The sequence below is a fragment of the Micromonospora sp. NPDC005215 genome (assembly GCF_040607915.1).
Classification (GTDB): Bacteria; Actinomycetota; Actinomycetes; order Mycobacteriales; family Micromonosporaceae; genus Micromonospora.
In genome coordinates, this window is sequence record NZ_JBEXHQ010000076.1 from 1 (window position 1) to 24,172 (window position 24,172).

The following is a 24,172-nucleotide window of genomic DNA, read 5'->3' on the forward strand; positions in this document are numbered from 1 at the left end:
GCCATCCCGACAGCCTGAAGCCCGTCCAACGCCCAACCGGGAACGTCGACCGGCGTGTCACCCAACCCGGCCAACGTTTCCGGTCACAGCACTAGACACTTGTGGCAGTGCTAGAGAAGCCCCAATTAGCATGATTTGCTAGTTGGGAACGTCACGCTCTCGGGGCGGCCACTGGGGGTTCCTAGATCACGAACGGGCCGCGGGGGTCGACGTGTCGTGGCAGCCCCAGGTGTTCGACGTTGTCGAGCGCGTTGGCCGGGAGACGGTAGATGCGGATGCTGTCGCGGGCGGGATCGATGGCATCTTGTAGGGCTGCGACGAGTTTGACCTTGTCGGTGTCGCGGCAGACGACCTCGAAGACGGATTTCTGGACGCGGTGTCCGTACGCTTCGCAGATTTTGGCGACTTTCCTCAGCCGCTTCTGGCCTGCTGGGGTGATGGTTTCGACGTCGTAGGTGATGAGGATGTCCACGTCAGTTGACTGTCCAGGGGCGGTAGGTGGCGAGGTCTCCGCGGAGGTGCCGGGCGAGCAGGCGTGCTTGCACGAGCGGGAGAACGGCGCCTTCTATCTCGCGGTTGAGTTGGGCGTGTGGCCAGGCTCGTCGTCGTGCGGTCTGCCAGGCGTTGAGGGTGTTTTTTCGGCCGGTTTCGGTGAGCCGGTATGCGCCGTTGGGGAGTAGTTCGAAGTCGTCGGCGGAGAGTTCTCGTCGGTTGAGCAGGGTGAAGGCGAGTCTGTCGGCGAGGAGGGGGCGGAACTCTTCCATCAGGTCGAGTGCGAGTGCTGGCTTGGCGGGGCGGGTGGCGTGGAGGAAGCCGATGTAGGGGTCGAGGCCGACTTGTTCGAGTGCGCCGTGCACGGCGACTCGGAGCATGCCGTAGAGGAAGGACAGGAGGCAGTTGACGGGGTCGGTGGGTGGCCTTTTGGTTCGGCCGGTGCCGCGCCATTGCTTGTCGGTGACGAGGTATGGCAGGGCGGCGAAGTAGTCGTGTGCGGCGATGCCTTCGGTGCCGAGGACGCTGTCGATGTTCTCGGCGCTCTTGAGCAGTTCCAGTCGTTGGGCGATGAGTTCTGCGGATGCGCGCAGTGCGGTCTGTCGGTGGCCGGATGTGTCGCGGCCGGCGCGGAGCAGGACTTGGCGGGAGTTGTGTATCTTGCCGGCGACCATGGCTTTGGCGATCGTGATCCGGTGTTCGTGGTTGTCGACGGCGCGGTGCTGGGCTTGTCGCAGGATTGGGTTGCCGCTGGTGGGGCCGGCGACGCGGGCTCTGAATCGGCCCATGCCGGTGAGCCAGCTGACGGATCGGCCGTCGTCGGCGCAGCGCAGCAGCAGGTCGTCGGTGATGGTCACGCCGGCGAAGAGGACCAGGTGGTCGACTCGGGTCAGGGGCAGCAGGCGTCGTCCGGTCTGTTCCGGGTGGTAGACGCGGACGGTGTCGCCGTCGAGGTGCAGGCTGGTCCCGGGCGTTTGTACGTAGAGGGTGTTGAGTAGTTCAGTCACGCCACTGTCCCAACGGCCTTGGGGTGAAGAGGTCGGCTGCCGGTCGGGTCTGTCGACCGTCGGTCACGTCCGGTAGGCAATCATCGCGCAGCGAGCATTTGCGGCAGCGAGTGTCATTCCGCGCCGCTGGTAGTTGTTGGGACGCGAGGAGACGCCGGATGGCCTCGGCCGCTTGCACTACCCGGTGCAGGAGGTCGGGGCTGATGGTGACCGGGTGGCGTCGGCGTTCGGCGACGGAGTAGATGTATCCGAGGGGTACGTCGAATCCGGCTTCGAGGAGGCAGAGGGCTTGACCGGCGAGTTGCAGGTCAGCGGGTCCGTCTGGCTGGTAGCGGCCGACTTTGTATTCGACTGGGGTGGCGGTGGTGCCCGCGAATTCGACGACGTCGCAGATGCCTCTGAGGCCGTACACCGTGCTGCCGACGGGTAGGGAGCGGATGGTGGTGAGACCTGCCCGCCGGGTGAGGCCGGGCAGGTCCACCTGTCGATGGCTCAGATCGCCGCGTACGGTCTGCGCGCTGTCGCCCCAGATGCCCTCGACGTGGATGAGCGCGGTCTGTCGGTGGCAGTAGGCGTAGTGCTCGAGTGCGGAGAGCGGGATCTCGGCGAGGGTGCCGTCGCCATCGGTCGTCGGGGTCACGGCCAGAGATTCACCAGTGGGGTGAACTCGATACCCTCGGGCAGGTTGTCGGTGGCGAGGGTCAGCTGGTAGTCCAGGTGGTGCCGGGCCGGCTTTTCCGTGTTATCGCGACTGAGGGATACGCGTTCGGTGAGGCTGGCCGCCGGCGCGACGCCGAGGGCATCGGGGTGGCTGAAGACGTACAGGCCGCAGAGCTTCATCTCGCCGCGGGTGGCGGAGCGGTCGTGGTCGAACATCAGGGTGATCGCCCGCCAGAAGACGGCGAGGTCGTCAGAGGTGACGCCCGTCTTCCCGGCGCGGGGGGCGGAGTAGAAGATGCGGGCTTGGTAGAGGCCGTAGGGCACGGTCCATTTTGAGCCCATCTCGGTCCGCTCACCCTTGTCGATGTCGTCCTGGCGGGTTTGGGTGACCCGGGTGATGGCGTGATCGGTGGGGAGGACCGGATCGACGCTGCGGGCGAAGGTGAGCTGCACCGGACCGCGTACCTGTCCGGCGCCTCCCTTGGTGGTGCCGGTGCTGAGGACGGCGCCGAACATGCGGATGTCGAAGTAGTGCTCGCAGAGCCACCGCTGTGCCTCGTCCGCGCGGCCGGGGTTGGCCTTGAGGCCTTCCTCGATGCGGGTGTTCAGCGCGTGGCCGGCCTCGACGAAGATCCCGAACTTTGGGTCGTCGCCGCGCATCAGGGCGACGGTGTCGCGGATCTTGCGTTTGATGGCGACGTCGGTGACCAGTCCCTGGCCGGTCTCGTCGTCGGTGCGCGGCTGGTTACCACCATCGGGGTCGCCGTTGGGGTTGCCGTCGGTGACGTCGAACAGGAGGACAGCGTCGTGGCGGCGGGCCGGGTCGAGGTGGGTGTCGCTCATTCGGCGTCTCCTTCGGTGGTGGGCTGGTCGTCCGAGGCGGGTGGCAGGTCGGTGTTCTTCTTCTTGGCGGCGGCCTCGATGCGCTCGGCGCGCATGGCGGCGCGTTGCTGGTGGAAGCCGAGGACGAATTGGGCCTTCTGCGCCAGGACGGCGGTGCTCGGGATCGAGTGCCGGCTCGTGTCGATCTGGGCGAAGATGTCGTCGAGGCGGTTGGCGTATGCCCTGGCCCAGCCCGGTTTGCGCAGCGGTCCGCGGAGGCGGCGCAACCAGGCAGTCGAGGTCCGCTGCCCGTTGACCAGGACGACTCTCGGGTTGGTGATGGCGCGCCCCATGTACCGCTCGGCGAAGGTGGTGTTCAGCGGCTGGTTAGCTGCGCGGAAGACCGTCTGCTGAAGGTCATCGAGAACCGCGAAGGCCCTGCCGGACAAGTAGGCGGGGTCGTTGTTGTCCAAGTTCAACGTGGGGGTCAGCCTTTCAAACTCGGCGGTTCGGCTTTCAGGATCGTCAAGTCGAAGTGCTTGGCGGCGCAGGCCGAGCCGGATCAGGGCCGCGCGTGCCGGATCGACCCGGCCATCGGTGCGAATTCGGTTGAGCACATGGGTAAGCAGTCGCGGCGGCAGCGGGGCGTGGAGCAGCGCGGCCCGTAGCAGCGCGTGTTGCAGGCCGGTCGGGCGGTCCTCACCCCTGGCGCCGAGCTTGACCCAACTGCCGGGAGCGCCACCCCGCCCGACCTGCCACCGGCCCGCCGCGCGGACCAGCTGGGTCAGCCGGACCTGGGTGATCTCACCGGACCAGTCGACGATCTTGTGATCGTCGATCCACGAACGGATGTGGTCCTTGACCCGGGGCAGCGGCATCTCCACCCAGTCGCGGATCACGACCCGGGCGACGTTGCCGCCGACGGTCACCGAGCAGAAGGTGGACAGGTCATCATCGCCGGGATCGATGCCGTCGACGGGGGTGGTGAGCAGGGCGCGGGCGTCGTCGAGGTCCGGGGCGTCCAGCGGGGCCATGGGGTCGAAGCGGGAGCCGCCGACCAACCACCAGGCCAGACGGGCGTTCTGCCCGGGTAGCGCGGTGCTGTGCCGTTCATCGGACAGCACCGCCGTCAACGACGACATGAACGTCAGACCACACGTGACACAGATCGGCGTGTGGGCCAGAAGTTTCGTCAGCTCATAGCCGTGGGACGCCTCGTTGACGCTCACCAGGGAGGCGCTCTGGGTGGCGCCGGGCAGCCACCGCCGCGGAATCTGCTGCGGGATCGTCTTGAGCAGGTCGCGGACCTGCCCGCAGACCAGGCAGTAACCGGCCCGACCGAGGCCCTTACGCCCGGCGGCGACGCCCGCCCAGTACCGCTTCGCTGTTTCGTGTTCGGTGGCGATCTGCCCGTCGACGACGAAGGCCACCACGTCGGCGCGGCTCCACGTCCGATCGGTGACGACCTTCGGCGCGTGACCGCCAGCGTAGAAGGCGGCGATGGCGGGAGCTGGGCCATCCGGCTCTGCGGCAGCCCAATCCCGGATCAGCTCCTGGAACGCGGTGTGCTGCTTGGCCACCCGGTCGGCTCTCCCGCCGTCCTCGGCGACCCAACCCAACACGTATTCGACAGTGTCAGCGGCCAGCGTCGGCGCGACCCCCACGGTACGGGTGACATTCGGCATCCACCGGTTTATTCCGAATCGCTGCCCGGGTGTTCCCGGATCCGCGAAATCGACCAGCTCGGCGTTGGCGGGTGTGCCGTCAGCAGCGATGTAAAGCAGGAACCGCACCGGCTTCCTGGCGTAGAACGGTGGAGTCACCTCGCCGCTGGACTCCGCGTACTCGACGAGCCGCTGCAGCAACATCAGACGCCCCCGCCCGGGAGGGCGAGTTCCATCCCCCGCTGCGGCACGTACAGAACCCCGGCTTGCACCCGGGCGGAGAACCACTCCATGCGAGGACTACCGCCGCCACCGTCGCGGTGAATCGAGTGCAGCATGATGCCGATGTCCTCATGCAGATCGTGCTGACGCCCGACCGTGTCGTCCGGCCAACCGAACTCCGCACTGAACTCCCGCGTACCCAGGTAGGGACGTTGGAAGCAGGCACCCCTTCGGACCCGGCGGCGCAACTGATCCCGGTACGCGGAAGCCGGCTTGTCCGCATGCGCAGCCGGCACCATGTGCGCGTGGATGCGGTAAGCCACGTCCCGCAGGCACACGGCATTGCGTTGATCGCGATGCGCCACCGTGTCCACCCGGCGGGTGCCCTTGATCGCCTCCGCCAACGGCGCCACGTCCGTGGTCTCGTTGCGACGGATCGTGAACTGCCGGATCGGGCGGAGCACCTCGATCGCGACGATCTCGTAGCGGAACTCCGGCTTCCAATAGATCGACTCCAGCACGCCCACCGCGGCGGGAGGCGTCATGACCGGGTAGCTCACCCGCTCCACCTTCAGCTCCGGGCGGGAGAACAGGGCGGCCTCGCCGACGACCTGAACCACCACGGGCAGGTCACCCTCGCGACTCCGTCGCAGGGTCACCCCGTCGATCACATCCGTCGTCACAGCACGAACTCCTCGAAACTCGGGTCAAAGGTGATGCCAGTTGCCTCGTCGTACTCGCCGAACCACTCCACCAGGGCGCCCACCTGCACCTCGTCGCCGATGATCGGCCGCATATACGCCGCAACCTCCGGGTTCCGGAGAACACCGCTGTGCACGGTGGTGGTGTAGGGCTGAAGCTGACGCAGGTCGTGCAGGTCCGGCACCGGCGCAGCGCGGATTTTTTCAATCAGGTCGACGAGCGTGGCGGACTCTGCGTCCGTCAACGCACCTTGCGGAGTCACCACAGAGATGCCCTCGTCACGGATGAGCCGGAACGCGCGCCTGTGATCACGACGGCCGCTGTTCACATCGATCAGCGGGCCATCAGCAACGGTCTGGAACGCCCACTGCTCACGGGCCTGCTGGATGCGTTGGCCAACGTGCTCCGGGTCCTTCAGGTTGAGCGCGTTGTAGACCCGACGGTAGTAGTCCGACAACGCCGACTCGTTGTCCGGATCGGCCACGTCGCGCCCGAAGCAGGTCTTCGCCACACCGACAAGCTTCTTGTACGCCTCAGGCTGCCCACCGTCTGACGGAGCGAAGATGACGACCCGTCCACGCTCCAAGCGCCCTTCCCGATTGGCCCGACCGGCGGCCTGCAGCAACGAATCAGCGGGTGCCATCGCCCGATACACCAGCGGAAGGTCCAGGTCCACGCCCGCCTCCACCAGCTGGGTCGCCGCCAGGAGCACTCGCTCACCGGTACCTAACCGCCGGATCACCACCTCCAGCACCCGGCGCCGATGCGCCGGGCACATCCGCGTCGACAGGTGCCAGGCGACATCACCGAAGCCCTCCTCCTGCCACCGCTGATACACCGTCCGCGCATCCGCTGTCGTGTTCACCACCACCATCGCCGACGCGCCACCGACACCGCTGGCAGCCAGCCCGACGCTGGCGTCATCAGCGGTGTCAGCCAAGGTCAGACCTTCGTCCAGCCGCCACTCGTACGACACACGCCGCATTTTCTCGTTCAGCACCGACACTTCCGAGACCAACTCGAACCGGTCCAGGTCCGCGAAGGTCCGCAGAGCCCAGAAATCAGGCTGCGTAGCCGACGACAGCAGGACCGTCGTCCCGAAGTGCTCCACCAGCAGACGCAGACCATCAAGAATCGGTACGAGCATGTCGTGCGGCAACGCCTGAATCTCGTCCAGCACGATCACCGACCCCGCCAGCCGATGCACCCGCCGCATCGCCGACGGCTTACGGGCATAGAGGGACTCGAACAGACGCACAAACGTCGTCACCACGAACGGCGCATCCCAGTTCTCCGCAGCCTGACGCGCCCAAGGCCCAGCCGCAGGAGCATCAAAATCCACCTGACTGTGATGCTCCAACACCACCGGCTCCGCACCATTCTCATCGAGCATCTGCCGGTAGACGGCGGCATTCTGCTCGGTGATGGTCAAGAACGGCACCGCGACGATCACCCGACGCAGAGCGTGCCGCTGCGCGTGACGCAGCGCGAAGCCAGCCGCGGCGAGCGTCTTCCCAACCCCAGTCGGCGCGTGCAACCGGAACATCCCGGTAGGTCGTTCGGCAGCGGCGAGAGACTCCGCGTAGACCTGCTCCCGTAGCCCATCGATCGGCGACGGCGGACGCTGCGCGAGTGATTCTGTTCGCCGGCTTTCGAACAGGGCGAACAGGTGGGCGAAGTCGGCGTCTGGGCGCACCCTCGGAGCGGCAAGCTGATGGTGGTGCGCGTGAGTGTCCAACCCGTCGGCGTCAACCAGGGCGCTGTAACACAGCCGCAGCGCCATCTCCCCCACCAGCGGATCCTGTTGCCAACGCTCAGGCAGCGCGGTACTCAGATCGGCGGGCAAGTCCGGCAGCAGACGGGACAGGGCAGCCTCCGCCGACGCCACGTTCCGCGGGTTATCCCTCAACGCAGCCATCAACTTCTTCTTGAAGTCGCCCTGGTCCAGGAGCCCACCATGATGCCCGAAAACGCCGACAGCGAATCGACCCAGACCACGGTCCCACGCGACTCGCGTCCCGAACGCCTTGTGGTCGATGCCGACTCGCCCGCCCTGAGCGGCAACCTTTGACAACCGCTCCTGCCACGCATCACTCGCCTTGCCGCAGTCATGTAGCAAGCCCAGCCAGTACGCCAAGTCGCCGCCACCAAAGGAGGCCGCGAACCGTCGCGCAAGGGTGGCCGTACCACGCAGGTGATCCTCGAGAGAGTGCCACACCTCGGTACCGGGAGCAGGGCTATGCGCCCACAACGGAGCCTCGCCGCTCACACGCAGTCCCTAAACTGATTACAAGATGGCTTCAACACGGGCCTATCCAGCCACCCCGCTTCAACGGAGTCAACGTCACGTTCAAGATCTGTCGGATATTTACCTGAGCGCCGCGGGTTGGGGACTTACCCCCAGCCCGCGGCTACCTCGGTGCCAGCACCGAACTCTGGCACGACAACAGAGTTGCGACCCTCGGCTTAACGCGACCACGCCAGCCGCAGTCCCCTCCCGGGGCCTCTACAACCACCAGCGGCATCATAGCGGCCCTCCATCTGCCAAGTTCTCTGTCGTCGTCAACAGAATTGGGTTCTGGCGTGACTACCGAGGGTTGCATCGACGCAGACAGCGTGCAACCATGGCAGCGCTTACGCCGATGACCGGCGACTGTGCTGGCCTGACCGCCTCTGCTCCGAGCCTTAGAAATGAGCTGGCGCGCTATCGCATAGCGGGCTTCCGCGATGACCGCTTCCCGAGACTCGAGGAGAGTAGATGAGCGTCGGCCAATCGCCCTCAAACGGTCCGGACCCGCATGAGGAGCAGCCTGATACCCGACTCTCCTTACGATGGACGCTCATCCTCACCATAAGTGCGGCCTGCGGAATAGTAGTCGGCACCATGGAAGGGCTACCAGCCGGAATCCTTGCCTTCCTGACTGCCCTTGGACTCCTCACCCAAATCGTTCGCAAACGGTGAGCAACGTGGGACAGCAATGGGCTTGACCCACCGCACCAGCTCGCAGATCTCCGCAATCACCTTTACGAACACGGCGAAGCGTTTGGCCAACCCAGTTGGGGACTCTCGCCCGCCCGGTCCGGGAATCAGTCGCAGCAGGCAACCCGCACTGAGCCATCTTTGTCATTACCGTGTTGCGATCCTCGCCTGGTCCGGGGACCGGGCGCAGCTGCGCGGTGTGGACGGCATCGGCCCGAAGACGGTGGTGTTGCGATCCTCGCCTAGTCCGAAGACCGGGCACAGCTGCGCGGTCAGCGCGCTGCTCCGAGGTGTACCGCTGGTTGCGATCCTCGCCCGGTCCGAAGACCAGGCGCAGCCCGTCGCAGCCTGCGCGGCGGCGCCGGCGAGCCCGAGGTTGCAATCCTCGCCCGGTCCGAAGACCGGGCGCAGCGCGTCGATCCAGTCGCTTCGGCGCTGGTCAACAGGGAGTTGCGATCCTCGCCCGGTCCGGGGACCGGGCGCAGCGTGCCATCAACGGGGCCACGAAAGTTCACCTGGCAGCCGTTGCGATCCTCGCCCGGTCCGGGGACCGCGCAGCTCGGATGCCTTGACCTCGTCCTGAGGCAGGATCAGGTTGCGATCCTCGCCCGGTCCGGGGACCGGGCGCAGCACGTCTGGTTACCGGTGGCCACCAGGTGCAGCGACAGTTGCGATCCTCGCCCGGTCCGGGGACCGGGCGCAGCGATCCCGTCCGGGTCGGTGTCCAGGTCTTCGGTCCCGTTGCGATCCTCGCCTGGTCCGGGGACCGGGCACATCGGGAGTTCGCCGTCGCCCACACCGCGATGTGCCCTTGTTGCGATCCTCGCCCGGTCCGGGGACCGGGCGCAGCGACCAGGATCTCCGATGCTTGACCCGGCGGGACGACGTTGCGATCCTCGCCCGGTCCGGGGACCGGGCGCAGCCGGTACTTGTTGAGGTGCTGCCTGTCGCGGGTTTCGTTGCGATCCTCGCCCGGTCGGGGACCGGGCGCAGCACGGCCAGGCCGGCGACGGTTGGGGCGACGCCGTGGAGTTGCGATCCTCGCCCGGTCCGAAGACCGGGCGCAGCTACTCGTGCGGCCCCAGCTCGTCGACACCGGCCGCGTTGCGATCCTCGCCCGGTCCGAAGACCGGGCCCAGCTCGGTGCGCTGCCGGCACACCACGTTCCCCGGCGACGCGTTGCGATCCTCGCCCGGTCCGAAGACCGGGCGCAGCCGGCCCGCCGGGCGAGCTGCTCGGCCGCCGACCCGAAGTTGCGATCCTCGCCCGGTCCGAAGACCGGGCGCAGCCAGGCCGCCACGGTGCGCGTCATTCGGTGGGCGCGAAGTTGCGATCCTCGCCCGGTCCGAAGACCGGGCGCGGCCAGCAGCCGACCACGACCAACACCCCCAAGGGCAAGTTGCGATCCTCGCCCGGTCCGAAGACCGGGCGCAGCGACCAGACCCGGCGGTCGCCGTGGGCGAGCTTGCGCGTGTTGCGATCCTCGCTCGGTCCGAAGACCGGGCGCAGCCCCCGGTTCCGTGTCGCCTCCCGCGCAGGACGACCGGTTGCGATCCTCGCCCGGTCCGAAGACCGGGCGCAGCGGCCGCCCGCTCCCGGTCCTCCGCCTGCATCACGTAGTTGCGATCCTCGCCCGGTCCGAAGACCGGGCGCAGCTTGCACTCGGCCACGGTCACGACGCCCCGGGGCAACATCGTTGCGATCCTCGCCCGGTCCGAAGACCGGGCGCAGCGCGGGCCTGTTCGCTGCTGCCGCCTTTCTCGGGGTAGTTGCGATCCTCGCCCGGTCCGAAGACCGGGCGCAGCTCTGACCGGCGGCCCGCAGGTCGTAGGTCCCCCACTCGTTGCGATCCTCGCCCGGTCCGAAGACCGGGCGCAGCGGCAGTCACGGGCAAGGGTGCCAAGCAGCGCACAGTGTTGCGATCCTCGCCCGGTCCGAAGACCGGGCGCAGCGTGGTCGGTGAGCTTCTTCTCGCTGTCGCGCAACCGGTTGCGATCCTCGCCCGGTCCGAAGACCGGGCGCAGCCAGCGCGGTGCGGTCGTGCTGCGCGCACCAACTGGTGGTTGCGATCCTCGCCCGGTCCGAAGACCGGGCGCAGCGATCGCTTCGCGGACCTCCAACCATGCCTCGCCCGTGTTGCGATCCTCGCCCGGTCCGAAGACCGGGCGCAGCATGCACTGCCGGTAGTGCAGCTGCGCATCGACAGCCTGTTGCGATCCTCGCCCGGTCCGAAGACCGGGCGCAGCCGGCCCAACGCTGCTCGTGCGGGTCCATCCCGGCCGGGTTGCGATCCTCGCCCGGTCCGAAGACCGGGCGCAGCGCGAGGCGTCGTCGCGGGCGAGGGTCGTGCCGCTCAGGTTGCGATCCTCGCCCGGTCCGAAGACCGGGCGCAGCAACCAGCCGCACGCGCACCACGAGCTGATGCCGTCGTTGCGATCCTCGCCCGGTCCGAAGACCGGGCGCAGCGCGGGGTTTCTGGCCGGCTTCGCGGCGGGACTGGATGTTGCGATCCTCGCCCGGTCCGAAGACCGGGCGCAGCCTCGGCCAGCCGGGTGGCGAGGGTGCCCCAGGACAGGTTGCGATCCTCGCCCGGTCCGAAGACCGGGCGCAGCGTCGCGGCCCGCCTTGATCGCGTCGCGGAAGAACGAGTTGCGATCCTCGCCCGGTCCGAAGACCGGGCGCAGCGCGTCGCCGTAGCCGGGGCGGTGCCCACCACCCACCGGTTGCGATCCTCGCCCGGTCCGAAGACCGGGCGCAGCGGTGGCCCCAACTCGACGTTCTTCTCCAACGCGAACCGGTTGCGATCCTCGCCCGGTCCGAAGACCGGGCGCAGCAGTAGCCACCATCGCCCAGCGCGCCAGCGTTATTGCCGTTGCGATCCTCGCCCGGTCCGAAGACCGGGCGCAGCCGCTCGATGACATCGGCCGCGCTGACGGCCTGCTCCTGGTTGCGATCCTCGCCCGGTCCGAAGACCGGGCGCAGCGCGAACCCGGGCACGTTGACCGCTAGCGCGGCGATGTTGCGATCCTCGCCCGGTCCGAAGACCGGGCGCAGCGCTACCCGACTCGGACCGTCGGGTCACTGTGGACGTCGTTGCGATCCTCGCCCGGTCCGAAGACCGGGCGCAGCTCGGCGACCTCCTGCGCGAGCGTCTGCAGCGACAGGGTGTTGCGATCCTCGCCCGGTCCGAAGACCGGGCGCAGCTGCTTCACCCCGTGCGCCCACCCGTCGGAGTCCTCGTTGCGATCCTCGCCCGGTCCGAAGACCGGGCGCAGCCACGACAGCACCCGCACGCCGGCGCCGCTGGCCGCGTTGCGATCCTCGCCCGGTCCGAAGACCGGGCGCAGCCCGGTTCAGGTCCCACGCCACCGAGGCGATCTCGTCGTTGCGATCCTCGCCCGGTCCGAAGACCGGGCGCAGCATGCGAGCGGGTCATCTGGTCGCGAACGCGGGCAACGTTGCGATCCTCGCCCGGTCCGAAGACCGGGCGCAGCCTGATGCAGAGTCTCGACGTCCCGGACGACTACAACCCGTTGCGATCCTCGCCCGGTCCGAAGACCGGGCGCAGCTTCCGGATGTTCTTCAGGATCATGCGAACGACTGTACGAGTTGCGATCCTCGCCCGGTCCGAAGACCGGGCGCAGCGTGCTGCCGAATTCGTGAGCATCGCGCCGGGTACGCAGTTGCGATCCTCGCCCGGTCCGAAGACCGGGCGCAGCACGGAACCGTGGGGTCCGTTCGGCCGAGTAGGACGGTGTTGCGATCCTCGCCCGGTCCGAAGACCGGGCGCAGCGACGACATCGACGCCGGCGGCGAGCTGGATCTGTCGTTGCGATCCTCGCCCGGTCCGAAGACCGGGCGCAGCGCCTAGCTGTTCTTCGTGACCTCCACCGTGACCGTGGTTGCGATCCTCGCCCGGTCCGAAGACCGGGCGCAGCAGTTGCTCAACAGCGTATATTCATCAACTTCGAGCATCACCAGGCACTCCGCTTAGGCGAAAGTTGCCGTATCGCCCGAGTTTCTAGTTCGGAACCCCAAGCTCAACCCACCATCACCAGAGGTTCCTAGATCAACTGATCCCAGCGCCGTAAACGCCATGCACCGCCGAATCATCGTGCCCGCAGTACCTCGTGATCACTGAATGTCCGCGGAAATCGAACATGGATGCTTGGCCGACCAGACCTCCTAGGCAGCGGCCTGCACCTAGACACACGGAGAGCTGCCTTGCGTCCGAGAAGGATCGCCCGCGTCGATCGGATTGCGGCCAGCTCGATCGATGCCTCGGCAAGCGTTAACTCATCGGCGATCAGGTCGAGCACGGGCAGCGGGTCGAGTAGGTCAACGACGTCATTCTCCGCCCGAGGCAAGCAAGGACGCGTCGCAGAAAACAGGCCATCACCTGGGCCGATCAAGGCTCGGAGACGGTGAGCGGGACGTTCGAGACTACTCCATCATCCGCTTCTAAACATCGCGTCTACGCGTCGTTGAAGATGGCCTCTTCCGCGGCGCGGGCGAGGGTGGCTTGGGTGCTCGCGCGGACGCCGAGACGGTTCATGTGGAAGATCACGTGCAACGCGACGATTCCGCGGATTCCGCGTGTGAGCTTGCCGGACTCGCGGAGGGTGCGCACTACCTTCCCCGTGTCTTTGAAGGCGCCCAGCCAGTCGCTGTCGATGCCGCCCGCGAGTGGCGAGCCGAGCAGGAGGTGGCGGACGTCGGAGGTGAGAGCAGTCCACGCTCGAGGGTCCTGGTTGGGTGCTGGGCTTGCCAACGTGCTGCGCTGATCAGCGATCTTGGTCCAGACGTCTCCTTGCTCGTTGATGTCGAGGCCGGCGGCGCGCATGAGCGCGGTACACAGGATGAGTGCGTGTTCCCGCCTGTCGTCGGGGTTGTCGCTGAGGTAGTCCAGGAGATGGCGGCTGTCGTGGTGGAACAGGGCGTGGGCGGCGCTCATGCTGGCGACGCCACCGAAGGCATGGGTCTCTGGTTCGTAGATGTCGGTGGTCCAGTTGACGGCGTCAGTGAGCAGTAGGTGCACCCGGTCGCTGCTGGGCGTGGCGGGGAGGTAGCGGATCCGCCACGGGCCCTTGCGGATGAACCACCACGAGGTGACGAGGCCTTCGGCCTCGGCGACTGGTAGCACGCGGGTGAGGTGGTCGACGGCTTGCCTTTCCCGTTGCCGGGGGTCTGGGCCGGGGTAGGCGACGTTCACCTGCTTCCAGGAGTTCTGTTCCATGAGTGCCGTCCGGTCGATGGTGGTGGGCTAGCAGAGGAGTAGGCAGGCGTCCCATGAGGTTGTCGTGGTTCCGGTCCCGGCCAGGGCGGCGCCGGATGTCCCGTCGAGGAAGCCTGCGGGTTGGTCGGTCATCTCTGGTGCCTGCTGGTGGAGACACTGCAGTGGCGCGAGGGGTATAGGTGTGAGGGCGTCGGCGGCGACGCGGCGTGCAGTCGTGAGGAGGCCGCCGGTTCCGTGGCACAGGCTGCGGTCGGTGAGTTGACCGATCTGGGTCGGATCGTTCAGGCAGGCGACGATCGCGCTCTCGGCAAGGCGTCGACGTGTGGTGTCGCCGAGGGAAAGCGCGGTGAGTTGCTGGGCGCGGGCGATGCCGGGGGTGCCGTAGCACCAGGAGGGCCGAAGCGGTCGGCGTTGGCTTGGGTCGCCGCGGCGGAGGTCGTCGAGTGTGATGGTTTGTGGCCACCATGGTCCGGTGGTGGTGTGACGTTGCCAGGTGTCGAGCCATTCACAGATGCGGTTGATTGCCTGGGTGTGTCCGTCGACGGTGATGCCATCGCGGAGGGTGAGCGCCAGGAGTGCGAGTGGGCCGGTGATGCCGTGGGCGATGCCGTGGTTGCTGTGGCCTCCGGCTGGTCCTGCCTCGATGCGGTTGGGGCCATGTGGGCACCACCAACCGGGGAGCGCGCCGATGGGTTCGGTGAGTCGTACGAGGTAGGTCAGTACCTCGCGGAGGAGTCCGAGGTTCCCGATGCGACGCAGGGCGACGCCGAGGCCGGTCAGGCCGCGGATAAGGTCGAATTCGGCGTACCCGGGCTGTTGGCGCTGGTCGATGCGTCGGTGCGCGGTGTGCAGCCGACGGCGGGTCACCGTGGCGGTTCCGGCGGCGGCGACGGCTTGGGCCCGGGCGAGCGCGGGCCGGTCGGATGCGGCGAGGACAAAGGCGAGCGCGGGTACGCCGTAATAGAGGCTGGCGTTGTCGGTGGCGCTGACACCGCCGGCGCAGGCCTCCTCAAGCGCGGTGTACGCCGCCTCCCACCTGCCGGCTTCGAGGTGCCAGAGAGCGATGCCAACTGCCCCGTCGGCAAGTGACTGTCCTGCGGTCATGACGCGCCGCGGATGAGGGTGGTGTGGGCGACGGCCCGGGCGAGGCGGAGACAATGCTTCTCGGAGGCAAGGTCGACGCCGATCATGCGCGCGTGGTGCAGATGGAGCAGGTCCGCCAGCACCTGGTCCGGGTCGAGGCCGTCTCGGTCAACGAGTGCACGGTAGGTGGTCAGCGCTGCGGTGAGCGCCGCTGTCAGGCCGTCGTCTCGGTGGGGTCGGCCGGCGTGGTTGAGCTGGGTCGGATCCAGACGTGGGCCGCTGCGCTGCGGAACGTGTTCGGTGATCCAGCGCGGGCCGTCGCCGGTGAAGCCGTGCGCGATGGTGATCATGCTGGCTGCGGTGGTGGCCTGCCGGTCGGCGGTCAGGTTCGCGAGGACGACCCGGGAATCGGCAGCGAACACGGCTTCGGCTGCGGCGAGGGTGGGTCCGGTGCCGTGGCGTGTCTCGGGTCGGTAGGTGGCCAGCCTGTAGTCAGCCAGCAGGCCCTGCTCCTCGAGCTGCTCAGCCCATACGGCAACGTCGCGGGCAACGCTGGCGAACTGGTTGGCGTCACCGAGTGGGATGCGCAGCCGCAGGTGTGGTTGCGGATCGGGATAGTGCAGGAACCACCAGCCAGCCGGTAACGCGTCGGAGCGTTTCGACAGGTCGGCGAGGATCTGCCCGGTTCGGCCGGTGAGGCGGGCGTCCAGCCAGAGCGATTGGCCGGGGCGGTGCTGCACCGTGCTGGCGGGCCGCGCCGGTCGAGGAGGCACATCGTCGTGTGGCGAAGTGCGGGTCAGGGTGAGCAGAAGTTCCGCGGGTCTGCCGTCGATCCAGCCGGCTCGTCCCGGCGCCTCGGTGAGTGGCGCGCTTCTCTGCCGGTCGAGGTGGCTGCGCAGCATCGCCAGGTGGGCGGTGTCGTCCAGGTCGAGGCGTAGCCGTGCGTCACCGCTGCCAAGGAGTACGTCTCCGGGTAGCCGGTGCTGTTCGCGGTGCCGCTGCCAGGCGGCCCGCCACTGGTGCCACGGCGCACCGCGCCCGGGTAGGGCGGCCGCCATGATGATCCAGCGGGCCGGGTGCAGGATCGAGCGGCCTCGCCGTACGCGTGGCAGGAACGGCAGATTGTGCCAGCGGCCCCAGTCGAACGGGACGCATGGCGCTGTCCATGCGATAGGGATCTCCGTCAGGAATCGGATGAGCGGCTGCTGGAGAGTCGGTAACAGCAGGCAGTTGAGCAGCATGGGCTCGACAGGCCGTCCTGTTGTGCGCGACAGGAGCCAGAGCCGCTGACCGTCACCGGTGATGGCCAAGTCCGCGAGCGTCCATCGCGGGTCGGGGTGGAAGTCGCCGACCGGCAGGACGGGCAGTAACTCGGGAACCCTGGCGAGAGCAGCCAACCGACTGCCCAATGGTGGGCCGGAGATCTGTACGGCGTCCGCGCCCGGCAGGGCCGTTGGCAGGTGAGTGTAGACGTCCGAGAACAGCGCGAGTTCGGACGGGGTGAGCAGGTGTAGAAACCGGGCCGCCGCGGCGCCTGCGTGACGGGCGCCGCTGATGACCGTCAGCGTGAAGTCGCCTCGGTCGAGGTCTCGGCACGTAGCTGCGGCGAGGGTGAATTGAAGTTCGGTATGCGGGACCGGAGGCCGGTCGTCGTCACCGCGCAATCGATCGATGAGCTCGGCGTCGAGCACCACCTCAACGCAGCCCTGCAGGGCTGCGCGCTCGGCGAGTTCCGCGAGGAGAGCGTCGCGGGCAGTCAGTCCCGTCGGGTTGCGGCGCGGCGAGCCGCGGTAACCGGCGGGGAAGCCCAGAACGCGTAGGACATCACGCAACGGCACGGCCGCGCCTGGTCCCCAGCGTTCGATGAACGCCGAGTGGTAGGCAGCCCAGCCCGGTAGGCGCGGTGCCACGCTGACGAGCGCTGCTGCGGCCTCACATGCCTCGTGAACCACGGCCGGTGGCAGCGTCACGGTGCAGCCGACGCGCAGGTCAACCTGAACACGCTCGCCGGGGTCAGGCAGGTCGATGTGCTGGCTGACATGGGCAACTGGGTCGATCACCGTCATTGGTGGGCGGATCTCGGACACCAGGACGCCTGCGGCAACGAGTGCGGCAAGGAGCCGCTCGGCGCCGTCTGGCAGGTTCATGTTGGTCCGCTCGACCATCCGGGCGGTCAAGTCGGCGAACGCGATCGGTGAGCTGGCGAGCTGCACCGCCACCCGTATCGGGTCAGTGAGGTCGATTTCCACGTCACTGACCCGGTCACCGTCACTGTGGCCGCAGGGCACCACCCAAGTACCGCCGCGCCGATGCCCGGTCGGGTTCGTGACGACCCTGACGGAGCGAAGCACGTGCAGGTTCCGTTCCGCCTGGGCTGTGTGCTCGGCGATGAACTGGCCGTTCGCGCGCTTCACCTCCCTGTGCGCGGCACCCCAGCGGACAGCGGCGCGGAGGCCAAGCTGCATGGGAGCGACTCCGGCGAATCGACCGAACGGCGTCGCGCGCGTCGTCCACCGCAGGAGGTATCGGACTGTCGCCTCCACCACGCGGCGCAGTCTCGGCCCGGTCACCGCCTCGTCGGCGAGTACGCGGGCGATCTGGTCGGTCAGCTGTGGCGCAGCATGGGTGACGGCAGCGGCGAACCCTGGTAGCGCCCATGCCTGCCGCAGCCATCCCCGCCACTGTTCTGGCTGCTCGACGGTCAGGTCGGGCCATGGCGGCAGCGTCAGGTCGGAAGGGTAGGACGCTGCCCTGATCAGGGCTGCAGCCGTCGCTTGGAACATCGCGCGCTCCCCAAATCGGCGGGGCGAAGGAGGAGGATGAGGGTGGGGCCCGACCTCGTGAGGTCGGACCCCACCGGACGGCGTCGCTGTTACTTGCCGCCGCCGGAGCAGGCGTTCGAACCGGTGTTGCCGGAACCGCAGCCGTCGTCGGTGGCAGTCGCGTACGCGCTCAACGCCGGGCCAGCGTCGACCAGCCGGAGGTTGAGCTCGCCCTCCACGTGTTCCTGGCCGACCTCGTACTCGTCGAACTCCATCAGGACTCCCTTCCCTCACTGGTGAAGGCCAGGACGATGCGGCTGTGCCGCTTGTCCACGGCCGTCCCGGCCGGCAAGTCGCCGTCGGGGGTCTGCGCGGGCAGAACGTGCAGCGCCGGCGCGGGACAGCCGGCGCTCACCCAGGCCCGCATGTGCTCGACCATTCGCCCCGCTGCCGCAGCCGCCACAGAGGTGTCAGGGCCGTGGGCGTAGGCACCCAAATCGAACGCGTCGCCGGTCCACCGCAGCTCCGACCGGTAGGCGAACGTGCCGTCGTCCTCGAGGACAGCAGGGGTTCCGAACCGCCACGACGGCGCGACGACGCCGGACGAGATGGCGGCGTCCTGTGCGGTCAGCACCACGAACTCCTTCCCTGCGGCGGCGATCCGGGTCGCAAGCCACAGGTCCAAGTCCGCCAGCACCGTGGGAGGCGGCAGGCTTACTCCGGCCCATGCCTCCTGCCGCGGCGTCTCGAGCAGTCCATCGAAGCCTTCAGAGGGGATCTGCTGGCCTTCATCGAGCCGCAGGTGGACCCCGTCGGCCACGTCGACGTACTGCACGTCGTACGCTCCGTCGCCCTGTACCGGCACGAACCCGCACTGCCGCTCGCTCACGCTGACCAGGCCGACGCCGGAACGGCGGAGCGCCCACGATCGAGTCATCCCGAACGTGCGCAGCGGCACCACCAGGACGCCGTGGTCGGTGAGCTGCTCGCACCATGCCGGCGGGATGTCCCACGCCCCGGCGGTGACGATGATCAGGTCGTAGCAGCGGCCAGGATCGACAGGATGCTCAGCATCGGCGCACACAACCTTGACGTCGTCGTAGCCCGCCGCCTTGAGACACGCGACCGCTCGGTCCGTCACGTCTGAGTCGATGTCCACCGTGGTGACCGACCCGGCCGCGCCAACAAGCTCCCGCAGCAGCGAGGCGTTGTAACCGCCGCTACCGACCTCCAGCACATCACGGCCGCGGAGGCCTCCCAGCGCGTCGGCCGCCTGGCCGAGCATCTCCGCGATGAGGAAGGGCGCCGACACCGAGCTGATGTTCTCCTCACCGCGCCGCTTCGTGATGACCGCCCTGTCTTCGTACGCCTCTCCCAGGGGAAGGCCCGGCGTGAACAGCTCGCGAGGTACCGTCCGCATCGCCGCCTCCACCTCCGGCCGCAACGACAAGCCCTTGTCGGCATGATCAGCCGCCAGCTGATCGACCATTGCCCGGCGCAGGCTTTCGCTGTTCATCGCTCTGACGCTCATGAAGTCCCCTCCGACTATTCGAGCCGCTATGACTTGCGGCAGCTCCGTGCTTGCAACGATCAATCCGTGCGGGAGCAACCGATCCAGTCGCGCTCTCAACCGACGGTCGAGAGGTGAGCCTCTACGGAACCCGCAAGGCTCACGAATCCCATATCATCACTCCGTGCGCTCAGACTCCCCCAGCGCGCAGCGGCTGGGAATGCCGACCTGCGGTCCGACCTTGTGTGCCGACCTTAGGTCCGACATGGGTCTGAGCTGCGCAAACCCTCGGGCGCGAACATTCTTCTACCGCTCGCCGCGATGCCGGGCCGGGCGCAGGCGCGTACACATCGGGGGCAGTTTGGCGCTACCGTGATCATGCTGATCACCACCATGCGATGTAACGCTGCATTAGTTTAGGTCGCCACTGGCGGACAGCTGCATTCCCCGGCGCGAAGCTGCTTCGCCGTAGACCGGACGCCTCCCGCGATCGCTCACGCCTTACTGTCGTATGGTTCCGCCACGGACCTAATTTTGGGCCGCCCGCTACTTCAATAGACGCTTCGGGGCGACGAGCGCCCGGATCGCCACTACTCGTAACGGCATCGAGGTTGCAGCACCTAGTTCGACATCAAGTTTTAGGTCGAACAGCACGTGCGGGGCAGCGCTGATGATGGGTACGATCTCAATCAGCGCCGTTGGTGGCTGGTGCGCTGACGTAACGGGCTGACGTGTCGTTCGCAGACGTTGACCGTCGCCCTGCTTCGAAGCCGCCCCGCTTGCGCGAGCGGCAGGTTCCGAGCACTGTCGTGGATCGTCGTCACCGGGGTGAGAAGGCCGAAGCATCCCGCCGTATCCTGCTGCGGTGCCGATCCCTCTCCCGACTATGACACGTCCACGCATACGAGCACAGGCAGCAGCGTCCTTCGGGATGGTCGCTGGACTCCTGACCACGCTGCTCGTCGCTGGCTGCGGGCTCATCGCTCGACCTGCCCCCGCCGCCGCGCTGCGGTTCCAGTTCTCGGCCACCAGCGAAGACGGATACATGAACCAGGTGCTCACCATCTTCAACGACAGCACCCGCGTACTTGCCCCGACATTGGAGTTCACGGCACTCGACGCCAATCGGGACCCGCTACCCACGGTCAAGGTCACCACGGTCTACGGCAGCGACCAGGGCCGGCTGGTCGTTCCGCCGGGCGGCGGCCTGGACGTGCTGGTCTTCAGCGGCGATGGCGCCCAACTAGCCGAGGACGTGGCTGTGTCCGTCCGCGCCACGGAACCCGTCGAGGCCCCGGCCACCCAGGTCGAGCCAGTCGTCATCCCGATGGACGAGTCCGGCCGGGTACTCCACCGCGGCAGCCCGTTCACCACCTTGTCGGTGCGCAATGACGGCAGCGAGCCGATGAGTGTTCGGCTGGTGTACATCATTTGGACCGAGCCAAAGGGCGACGAACGTCAGCAGGCCGACCGCATAATACCGATCGGGGACCTGATCGTCGTGCCGCCCAACCAGGCGACTCTGGTACCGGTGTCCGGAGATGCACGGACCACCGTCACGGAATCGGCAGGGCTCGTCCCAACAAGCATCAAAGCGTACCTCTCCCGATAGCCCGGACAACCTCGTCTGGGCCGCGCACGTCGACAGATCGCTGGTCAATGGTCGAAAGCGATGGACGAGGCGACGGTAGCGCTGCATCAGCTGGGCCTTGAAAAGCATTGGTTGCCCGACCTCGCTCGACGACAGCAGGTGCGAGTAGTGCTCCACCTCCGCCAGTGCGTCACGCTGACGGCTGGCACCCTCGCGACTAGCGGCACTGGACCCAGACCGGCAACCCGGCCTGGGTGAGGCAATGCTGCGGGTGAAGCTGCTGACCCTGCACTACCCTCGCGCCCAGGTGGCCGCCGACGTATACGCCGATAGCGTCGCGGCGGTCGCCTCCCAGCCGGTCGGGGTCATCCTGCCGACCCGCTACGCCGCTGCCGAATCCGTAGCAGGGTCGTGGCGGCCCTACAGTAGCGCGGTGGCCACACCGCAGCTGGCCCGCGACGAGATCGCCTTCGGTCCGCGCCACATCGCACCGCGCCTGCTGCGGCTGGCCGACGACCAGGCAGCCGCCTACCACCAAGCCGCAGACACCCTCGATACCAATCCCGTCGACGACGTCACGGTGCGCGGGCGCCACTTCCGGGTCACCCGCATCGAGACCCTGCTGCGGATCGGCGCCGCGGCCCCGAACTGTCCGGCCGATCGGACCCCGACCCAGACCAGCCACCGGGCGCGGACCGCCAGCGCTAAAACGAGCACCGGCAACACGATCGGGCCCGGACAACCACGTACCCGGCCGCCGCCCTGAGTGCAGGTGCCGAGCGCCTGACGGAGGCTATTCGGCGGACGCCCACCTCCCGGGCGGCAGCGCGTCTGAGGTCTCGGCGACAGCAAGTTGCAGGGTTCCCGGGCACGTCTCGATGCAGTGCGCCCCACTGTCGACATGTAGGTGTCCGGCGGCCACCAGGTGGAAAGGACCGTACTCACCTGCGATTAGGACACACATGCTGGACGCGTGGCTCAGGATGATTCGCCGGTCGATGCGGTTCGCCGTTTCGTCGGTTCTCTACATGACGTGACAAGTCGGCTACTCGCCGACTTGTTTCCCGTCACGGACATCGCGGATCTACTGGCAGCGGTCCACTCACGCCGGGAATTGCCTCGGGAGGGTCTCACCCAGTGCGGGATCGAGTACACCGTGCACGGCGCAGGTTGCCGGATGATCAGCTCCGACGGCAGGGAGATCGACGTCGATTTGGTGACCGATCCCGTGCTCGGGCGTGTGGTTGAAGCCTTCGACGCCTGGCGTATCCGCTGGTTCCTCGACGAAGCTGCCGATGGCGGCTACGACCATGACGACATCGTCGCGGCGTGTTGTCACCTTGCCAGTGAGGGGCACCTGCGCGAGGTAGTTGGAGGCCGCTGGTTCACGCTGCCTGACGCTTCCAGGGAGCCCAGTATGAGGTCCGCCGCGGCCGCCCACCCGCTGGCCGGCGCCCAGTAGAGGCAGCTCGGCGGAACCCACGACGGTCAGCCCGTGCTGCACTTGCCCACGCGATGCACCAAGCCGTCACCACCGGCACAAACTGCTCCTCGACGGACACCCTGCCGCTGACCCACCTGACCGGCAGCCGCGAAGAACTGGGAAAGCTGCGCCAGTGGACCCCGATGACAGCGGTCGCCGCCCAGCCGGGGAATGCAGCCTGAGCCGGGTTCCACGGCCGCTCGGACGTACGTGACAGAGCCGGCGGCGGAACTGGCCGACGCCCTACCGGCGGCCGGATACAGGGTACGGCTGGAGGCGGCGGGCATGTGTCGGCCGCCGATGAGCCGTTCACCGGATCGGGGGATGTGGTTGTCACAGACATTCGGGCCGTCCATCAGTTGTGCGGGTGGAGCAGGTCGTCGAGGCCGATGCGCGTCAGGAACTCGGTGCGGATCCGGTCGGCGACCACACTCACGACCTCAGAGCCGTCGTCGACGGGGTCGACGTGGAAGCTGTCCACCGCGACCTCCTGTCTTGAACCGACCGTCGGGGCTACGGAGCGGTTGAGGCAGCCCGTTTGGTGGTGTCTCCTCCGGCAAGATGAAACTTGAGGGACTTTCCTCTTCTGTCCGAGACCGGCCGTGTCACAAGACCTGCGCCGAGGATGCGGCGACGGAGAGGGCGGTCAGGCAGGGCCGCTGAGCCTGTGGCGTCGGCTCGGCACCAACCAACTGCAGGCAGGCCGGCCGCGACGAAGAGCCATTGACGTATGGCGTGAGCCTCGGGATGATCAGCACTGTCATCAACGTCAGTTGATGACAGTCTTGGTAGATCGCACTGACCTTTGCGCAGTGCAGACGGGGGACGGACATGACCGCGACAATCCCAACGAGAACCACAACCGCTGCGGGCGCCCGAGGGTGGCGTCGCACAGCCCGGCGCCTAGCGACGTTCCTGGTCGTCGCCACCCTCACCAGCGTGAGCGCCCTTGGGGCCGCTGGCCCGGCGCAGGCCGCCACCTACTTCTACAAGCCGGGTCACCCCGCCGAGGACTACGCGGGACCAAATTGCACCGGTGGTTACGCAATCCGGGGCACGGACGGCATGTTCTTTCTGACCGCTGGCCATTGTGGCGTCGTTGGCGACCTGGTCTACGGCACCGACGCCGAGTACGGCCGCATCGCACACAACCCGTACACGACCCGTGACACCGCCCTGATCAAGCCGGGCAGCGGTGTCGACGCTCAACTAGTTGTCGACGCTCAGCAAATCGTGGTTGACGGCACGACTGGTAGGAGCCCCGGCACCGGCAAGGTCACGGGCATCTTCCCAACCAGTTCGCTCGGCGCCAATGTCCTCGTCGGCAAAATGGGCATGACCACCGGTTGGACCGAAGGCAGAATCTACGGCGTCATTACCTGGCACGGCATGACCGCCTTCTGCAGCACTGCCCTCACCCGGGGCGGAGACAGCGGCGGCCCGGTCTGGCGTACCGACGGTACGGGTGGAGTCTTGGCCGTCGGTATCACCGTCGCCGCGTACACTTCCACCGGCAACGGGTGCTTCATCCCAATCCAGACACTGTTGAGCTACTGGGGCGCCTCGCTACCGGTGTTCCCCGCCGGTCGTGAGGGCACCATGCCGGAGCCTCCGGTTGAGCCGCTGCCCACGCTCAGTAGCGAAGGACTCGTGCCGGCCGTCGGCACCCGCTGATCGATTTGATGCGCCGCGAGGGCCGGCCTTCCCAGGCCGGCCCTCGCGGCGCATCCCGTGGCTGATCGGCAGCGGGCACAGCGCCGAACAGGCAGGCGTCCGCCCGCTGAACAGGATCCGCTGCTCGCGGGGGATGGCGGACTACCGCGGCGGGTTCGGGGTCGCGGTGGAGCGGGACGATAGGGCCATGCCCTAGTAGTGCTTTGTTAGGTTCTGTGGCGTTTGTTGCGGTGTAACGGCTTCACGGGTTGGTGGCAGGTGAGGCAGGCGCCGGTCCAGGTCGC

At 67.7% G+C, this 24,172-nt stretch carries 17 protein-coding genes, 1 pseudogene and 1 CRISPR repeat array; of the genes and pseudogenes, 5 read left to right on the plus strand and 13 right to left on the minus strand.

Annotated features, from left to right (window positions below; translation table 11 throughout):
• Nucleotides 1-181: 181 nt before the first annotated feature.
• The 12 genes from cas2 to fxlM form a co-directional block, all read right to left on the minus strand.
• Entirely contained in the window at nt 182-472 is a 291-nt protein-coding gene (gene cas2, locus ABZU25_RS32860; RefSeq protein ID WP_355033247.1) for a CRISPR-associated endonuclease Cas2, read from the minus strand.
• Nucleotide 473: 1 nt separating this feature from the next.
• Nucleotides 474-1,499 carry a type I-C CRISPR-associated endonuclease Cas1c gene (cas1c, locus tag ABZU25_RS32865; RefSeq protein WP_355033248.1) on the minus strand — a complete coding sequence of 342 codons (1,026 nt, stop codon included), beginning with the start codon at nt 1,497-1,499 and terminating at the stop codon, nt 474-476.
• Nucleotides 1,492-2,139: a CRISPR-associated protein Cas4 gene (gene cas4, locus ABZU25_RS32870; protein ID WP_355033249.1), complete on the minus strand. Its 648-nt coding sequence runs from the start codon at nt 2,137-2,139 to the stop codon at nt 1,492-1,494. The genes cas1c and cas4 overlap by 8 nt, the downstream gene beginning before the upstream one ends.
• A complete protein-coding gene (gene cas7c / locus ABZU25_RS32875; protein ID WP_355033250.1) occupies nt 2,136-3,002 on the minus strand; it encodes a type I-C CRISPR-associated protein Cas7/Csd2 in 867 nt (288 codons plus the stop codon). Before cas7c ends, cas4 begins: the two co-directional genes overlap by 4 nt.
• Entirely contained in the window at nt 2,999-4,849 is a 1,851-nt protein-coding gene (gene cas8c / locus ABZU25_RS32880) for a type I-C CRISPR-associated protein Cas8c/Csd1 (protein ID WP_355033251.1), read from the minus strand. Before cas8c ends, cas7c begins: the two co-directional genes overlap by 4 nt.
• Nucleotides 4,849-5,538 carry a type I-C CRISPR-associated protein Cas5c gene (gene cas5c / locus ABZU25_RS32885; protein WP_355033263.1) on the minus strand — a complete coding sequence of 230 codons (690 nt, stop codon included), beginning with the start codon at nt 5,536-5,538 and terminating at the stop codon, nt 4,849-4,851. Before cas5c ends, cas8c begins: the two co-directional genes overlap by 1 nt.
• Before the next feature lie 8 nt (nt 5,539-5,546).
• Entirely contained in the window at nt 5,547-7,838 is a 2,292-nt protein-coding gene (gene cas3 / locus ABZU25_RS32890; RefSeq protein ID WP_355033252.1) for a CRISPR-associated helicase Cas3', read from the minus strand.
• Between the two features lie 865 nt (nt 7,839-8,703).
• A CRISPR array of direct repeats spans nt 8,704-12,487; the repeat unit is 22 nt; unit sequence GTTGCGATCCTCGCCCGGTCCG.
• A gap of 536 nt (nt 12,488-13,023) precedes the next feature.
• Nucleotides 13,024-13,785, minus strand: a complete 762-nt coding sequence (locus ABZU25_RS32895; protein ID WP_355033253.1) for a thiopeptide-type bacteriocin biosynthesis protein — start codon at nt 13,783-13,785, stop codon at nt 13,024-13,026.
• 27 nt (nt 13,786-13,812) lie between these two features.
• Nucleotides 13,813-14,889 (minus strand): lanthionine synthetase C family protein, encoded by a 1,077-nt coding sequence (locus tag ABZU25_RS32900; RefSeq protein ID WP_355033254.1) that lies wholly within the window; start codon nt 14,887-14,889, stop codon nt 13,813-13,815.
• The gene (locus tag ABZU25_RS32905) at nt 14,886-17,651 is read right to left on the minus strand and encodes a lantibiotic dehydratase (RefSeq protein ID WP_355033255.1); all 2,766 of its coding nucleotides are present in this window, start codon (nt 17,649-17,651) and stop codon (nt 14,886-14,888) included. The genes ABZU25_RS32900 and ABZU25_RS32905 overlap by 4 nt, the downstream gene beginning before the upstream one ends.
• Before the next feature lie 89 nt (nt 17,652-17,740).
• The gene (locus ABZU25_RS32910; RefSeq protein ID WP_355033256.1) at nt 17,741-17,905 is read right to left on the minus strand and encodes an FxLD family lanthipeptide; all 165 of its coding nucleotides are present in this window, start codon (nt 17,903-17,905) and stop codon (nt 17,741-17,743) included.
• A complete protein-coding gene (fxlM, locus tag ABZU25_RS32915) occupies nt 17,905-19,161 on the minus strand; it encodes a methyltransferase, FxLD system (protein WP_355033257.1) in 1,257 nt (418 codons plus the stop codon). The genes ABZU25_RS32910 and fxlM overlap by 1 nt, the downstream gene beginning before the upstream one ends.
• A gap of 910 nt (nt 19,162-20,071) precedes the next feature.
• Between fxlM and ABZU25_RS32920 the strand changes: the two genes are divergently transcribed.
• The 4 genes from ABZU25_RS32920 to ABZU25_RS32935 all read left to right on the plus strand — a co-directional run bounded on the left by ABZU25_RS32920 (nt 20,072) and on the right by ABZU25_RS32935 (nt 22,396).
• A complete protein-coding gene (locus tag ABZU25_RS32920; protein ID WP_355033258.1) occupies nt 20,072-20,752 on the plus strand; it encodes a hypothetical protein in 681 nt (226 codons plus the stop codon).
• A 241-nt stretch (nt 20,753-20,993) separates the two neighbouring features.
• Nucleotides 20,994-21,497, plus strand: coding sequence for a DUF5954 family protein (locus ABZU25_RS32925; RefSeq protein WP_355033259.1), 504 nt, complete (start codon nt 20,994-20,996; stop codon nt 21,495-21,497).
• A 207-nt stretch (nt 21,498-21,704) separates the two neighbouring features.
• Entirely contained in the window at nt 21,705-22,193 is a 489-nt protein-coding gene (locus tag ABZU25_RS32930; RefSeq protein ID WP_355033260.1) for a hypothetical protein, read from the plus strand.
• Between the two features lie 53 nt (nt 22,194-22,246).
• Entirely contained in the window at nt 22,247-22,396 is a 150-nt protein-coding gene (locus tag ABZU25_RS32935; RefSeq protein ID WP_355033261.1) for a hypothetical protein, read from the plus strand.
• A gap of 173 nt (nt 22,397-22,569) precedes the next feature.
• On the opposite strand, the pseudogene ABZU25_RS32940 reads toward ABZU25_RS32935, so the two are convergent.
• Nucleotides 22,570-22,683: pseudogene (locus ABZU25_RS32940) on the minus strand (oxidoreductase); the annotation flags it as partial.
• A 470-nt stretch (nt 22,684-23,153) separates the two neighbouring features.
• On the opposite strand from ABZU25_RS32940, the gene ABZU25_RS32945 reads away from it, so the two are divergent.
• Entirely contained in the window at nt 23,154-23,888 is a 735-nt protein-coding gene (locus ABZU25_RS32945; protein WP_355033262.1) for a hypothetical protein, read from the plus strand.
• Nucleotides 23,889-24,172: the final 284 nt, after the last annotated feature.

Bases quoted from the DNA above. Each gene is read 5' to 3' on its own strand.
- ABZU25_RS32895 (WP_355033253.1), bottom strand. From the start codon at position 13,785: ATGGAACAGAACTCCTGGAAGCAGGTGAACGTCGCCTACCCCGGCCCA.
- fxlM (WP_355033257.1), bottom strand. From the start codon at position 19,161: ATGAGCGTCAGAGCGATGAACAGCGAAAGCCTGCGCCGGGCAATGGTC.
- cas8c (WP_355033251.1), bottom strand. From the start codon at position 4,849: ATGTTGCTGCAGCGGCTCGTCGAGTACGCGGAGTCCAGCGGCGAGGTG.
- ABZU25_RS32935 (WP_355033261.1), top strand. From the start codon at position 22,247: ATGCACCAAGCCGTCACCACCGGCACAAACTGCTCCTCGACGGACACC.
- ABZU25_RS32905 (WP_355033255.1), bottom strand. From the start codon at position 17,651: ATGTTCCAAGCGACGGCTGCAGCCCTGATCAGGGCAGCGTCCTACCCT.
- ABZU25_RS32910 (WP_355033256.1), bottom strand. From the start codon at position 17,905: ATGGAGTTCGACGAGTACGAGGTCGGCCAGGAACACGTGGAGGGCGAG.
- cas7c (WP_355033250.1), bottom strand. From the start codon at position 3,002: ATGAGCGACACCCACCTCGACCCGGCCCGCCGCCACGACGCTGTCCTC.
- ABZU25_RS32900 (WP_355033254.1), bottom strand. From the start codon at position 14,889: ATGACCGCAGGACAGTCACTTGCCGACGGGGCAGTTGGCATCGCTCTC.
- ABZU25_RS32920 (WP_355033258.1), top strand. From the start codon at position 20,072: ATGGTCGCTGGACTCCTGACCACGCTGCTCGTCGCTGGCTGCGGGCTC.
- ABZU25_RS32925 (WP_355033259.1), top strand. From the start codon at position 20,994: ATGCTGCGGGTGAAGCTGCTGACCCTGCACTACCCTCGCGCCCAGGTG.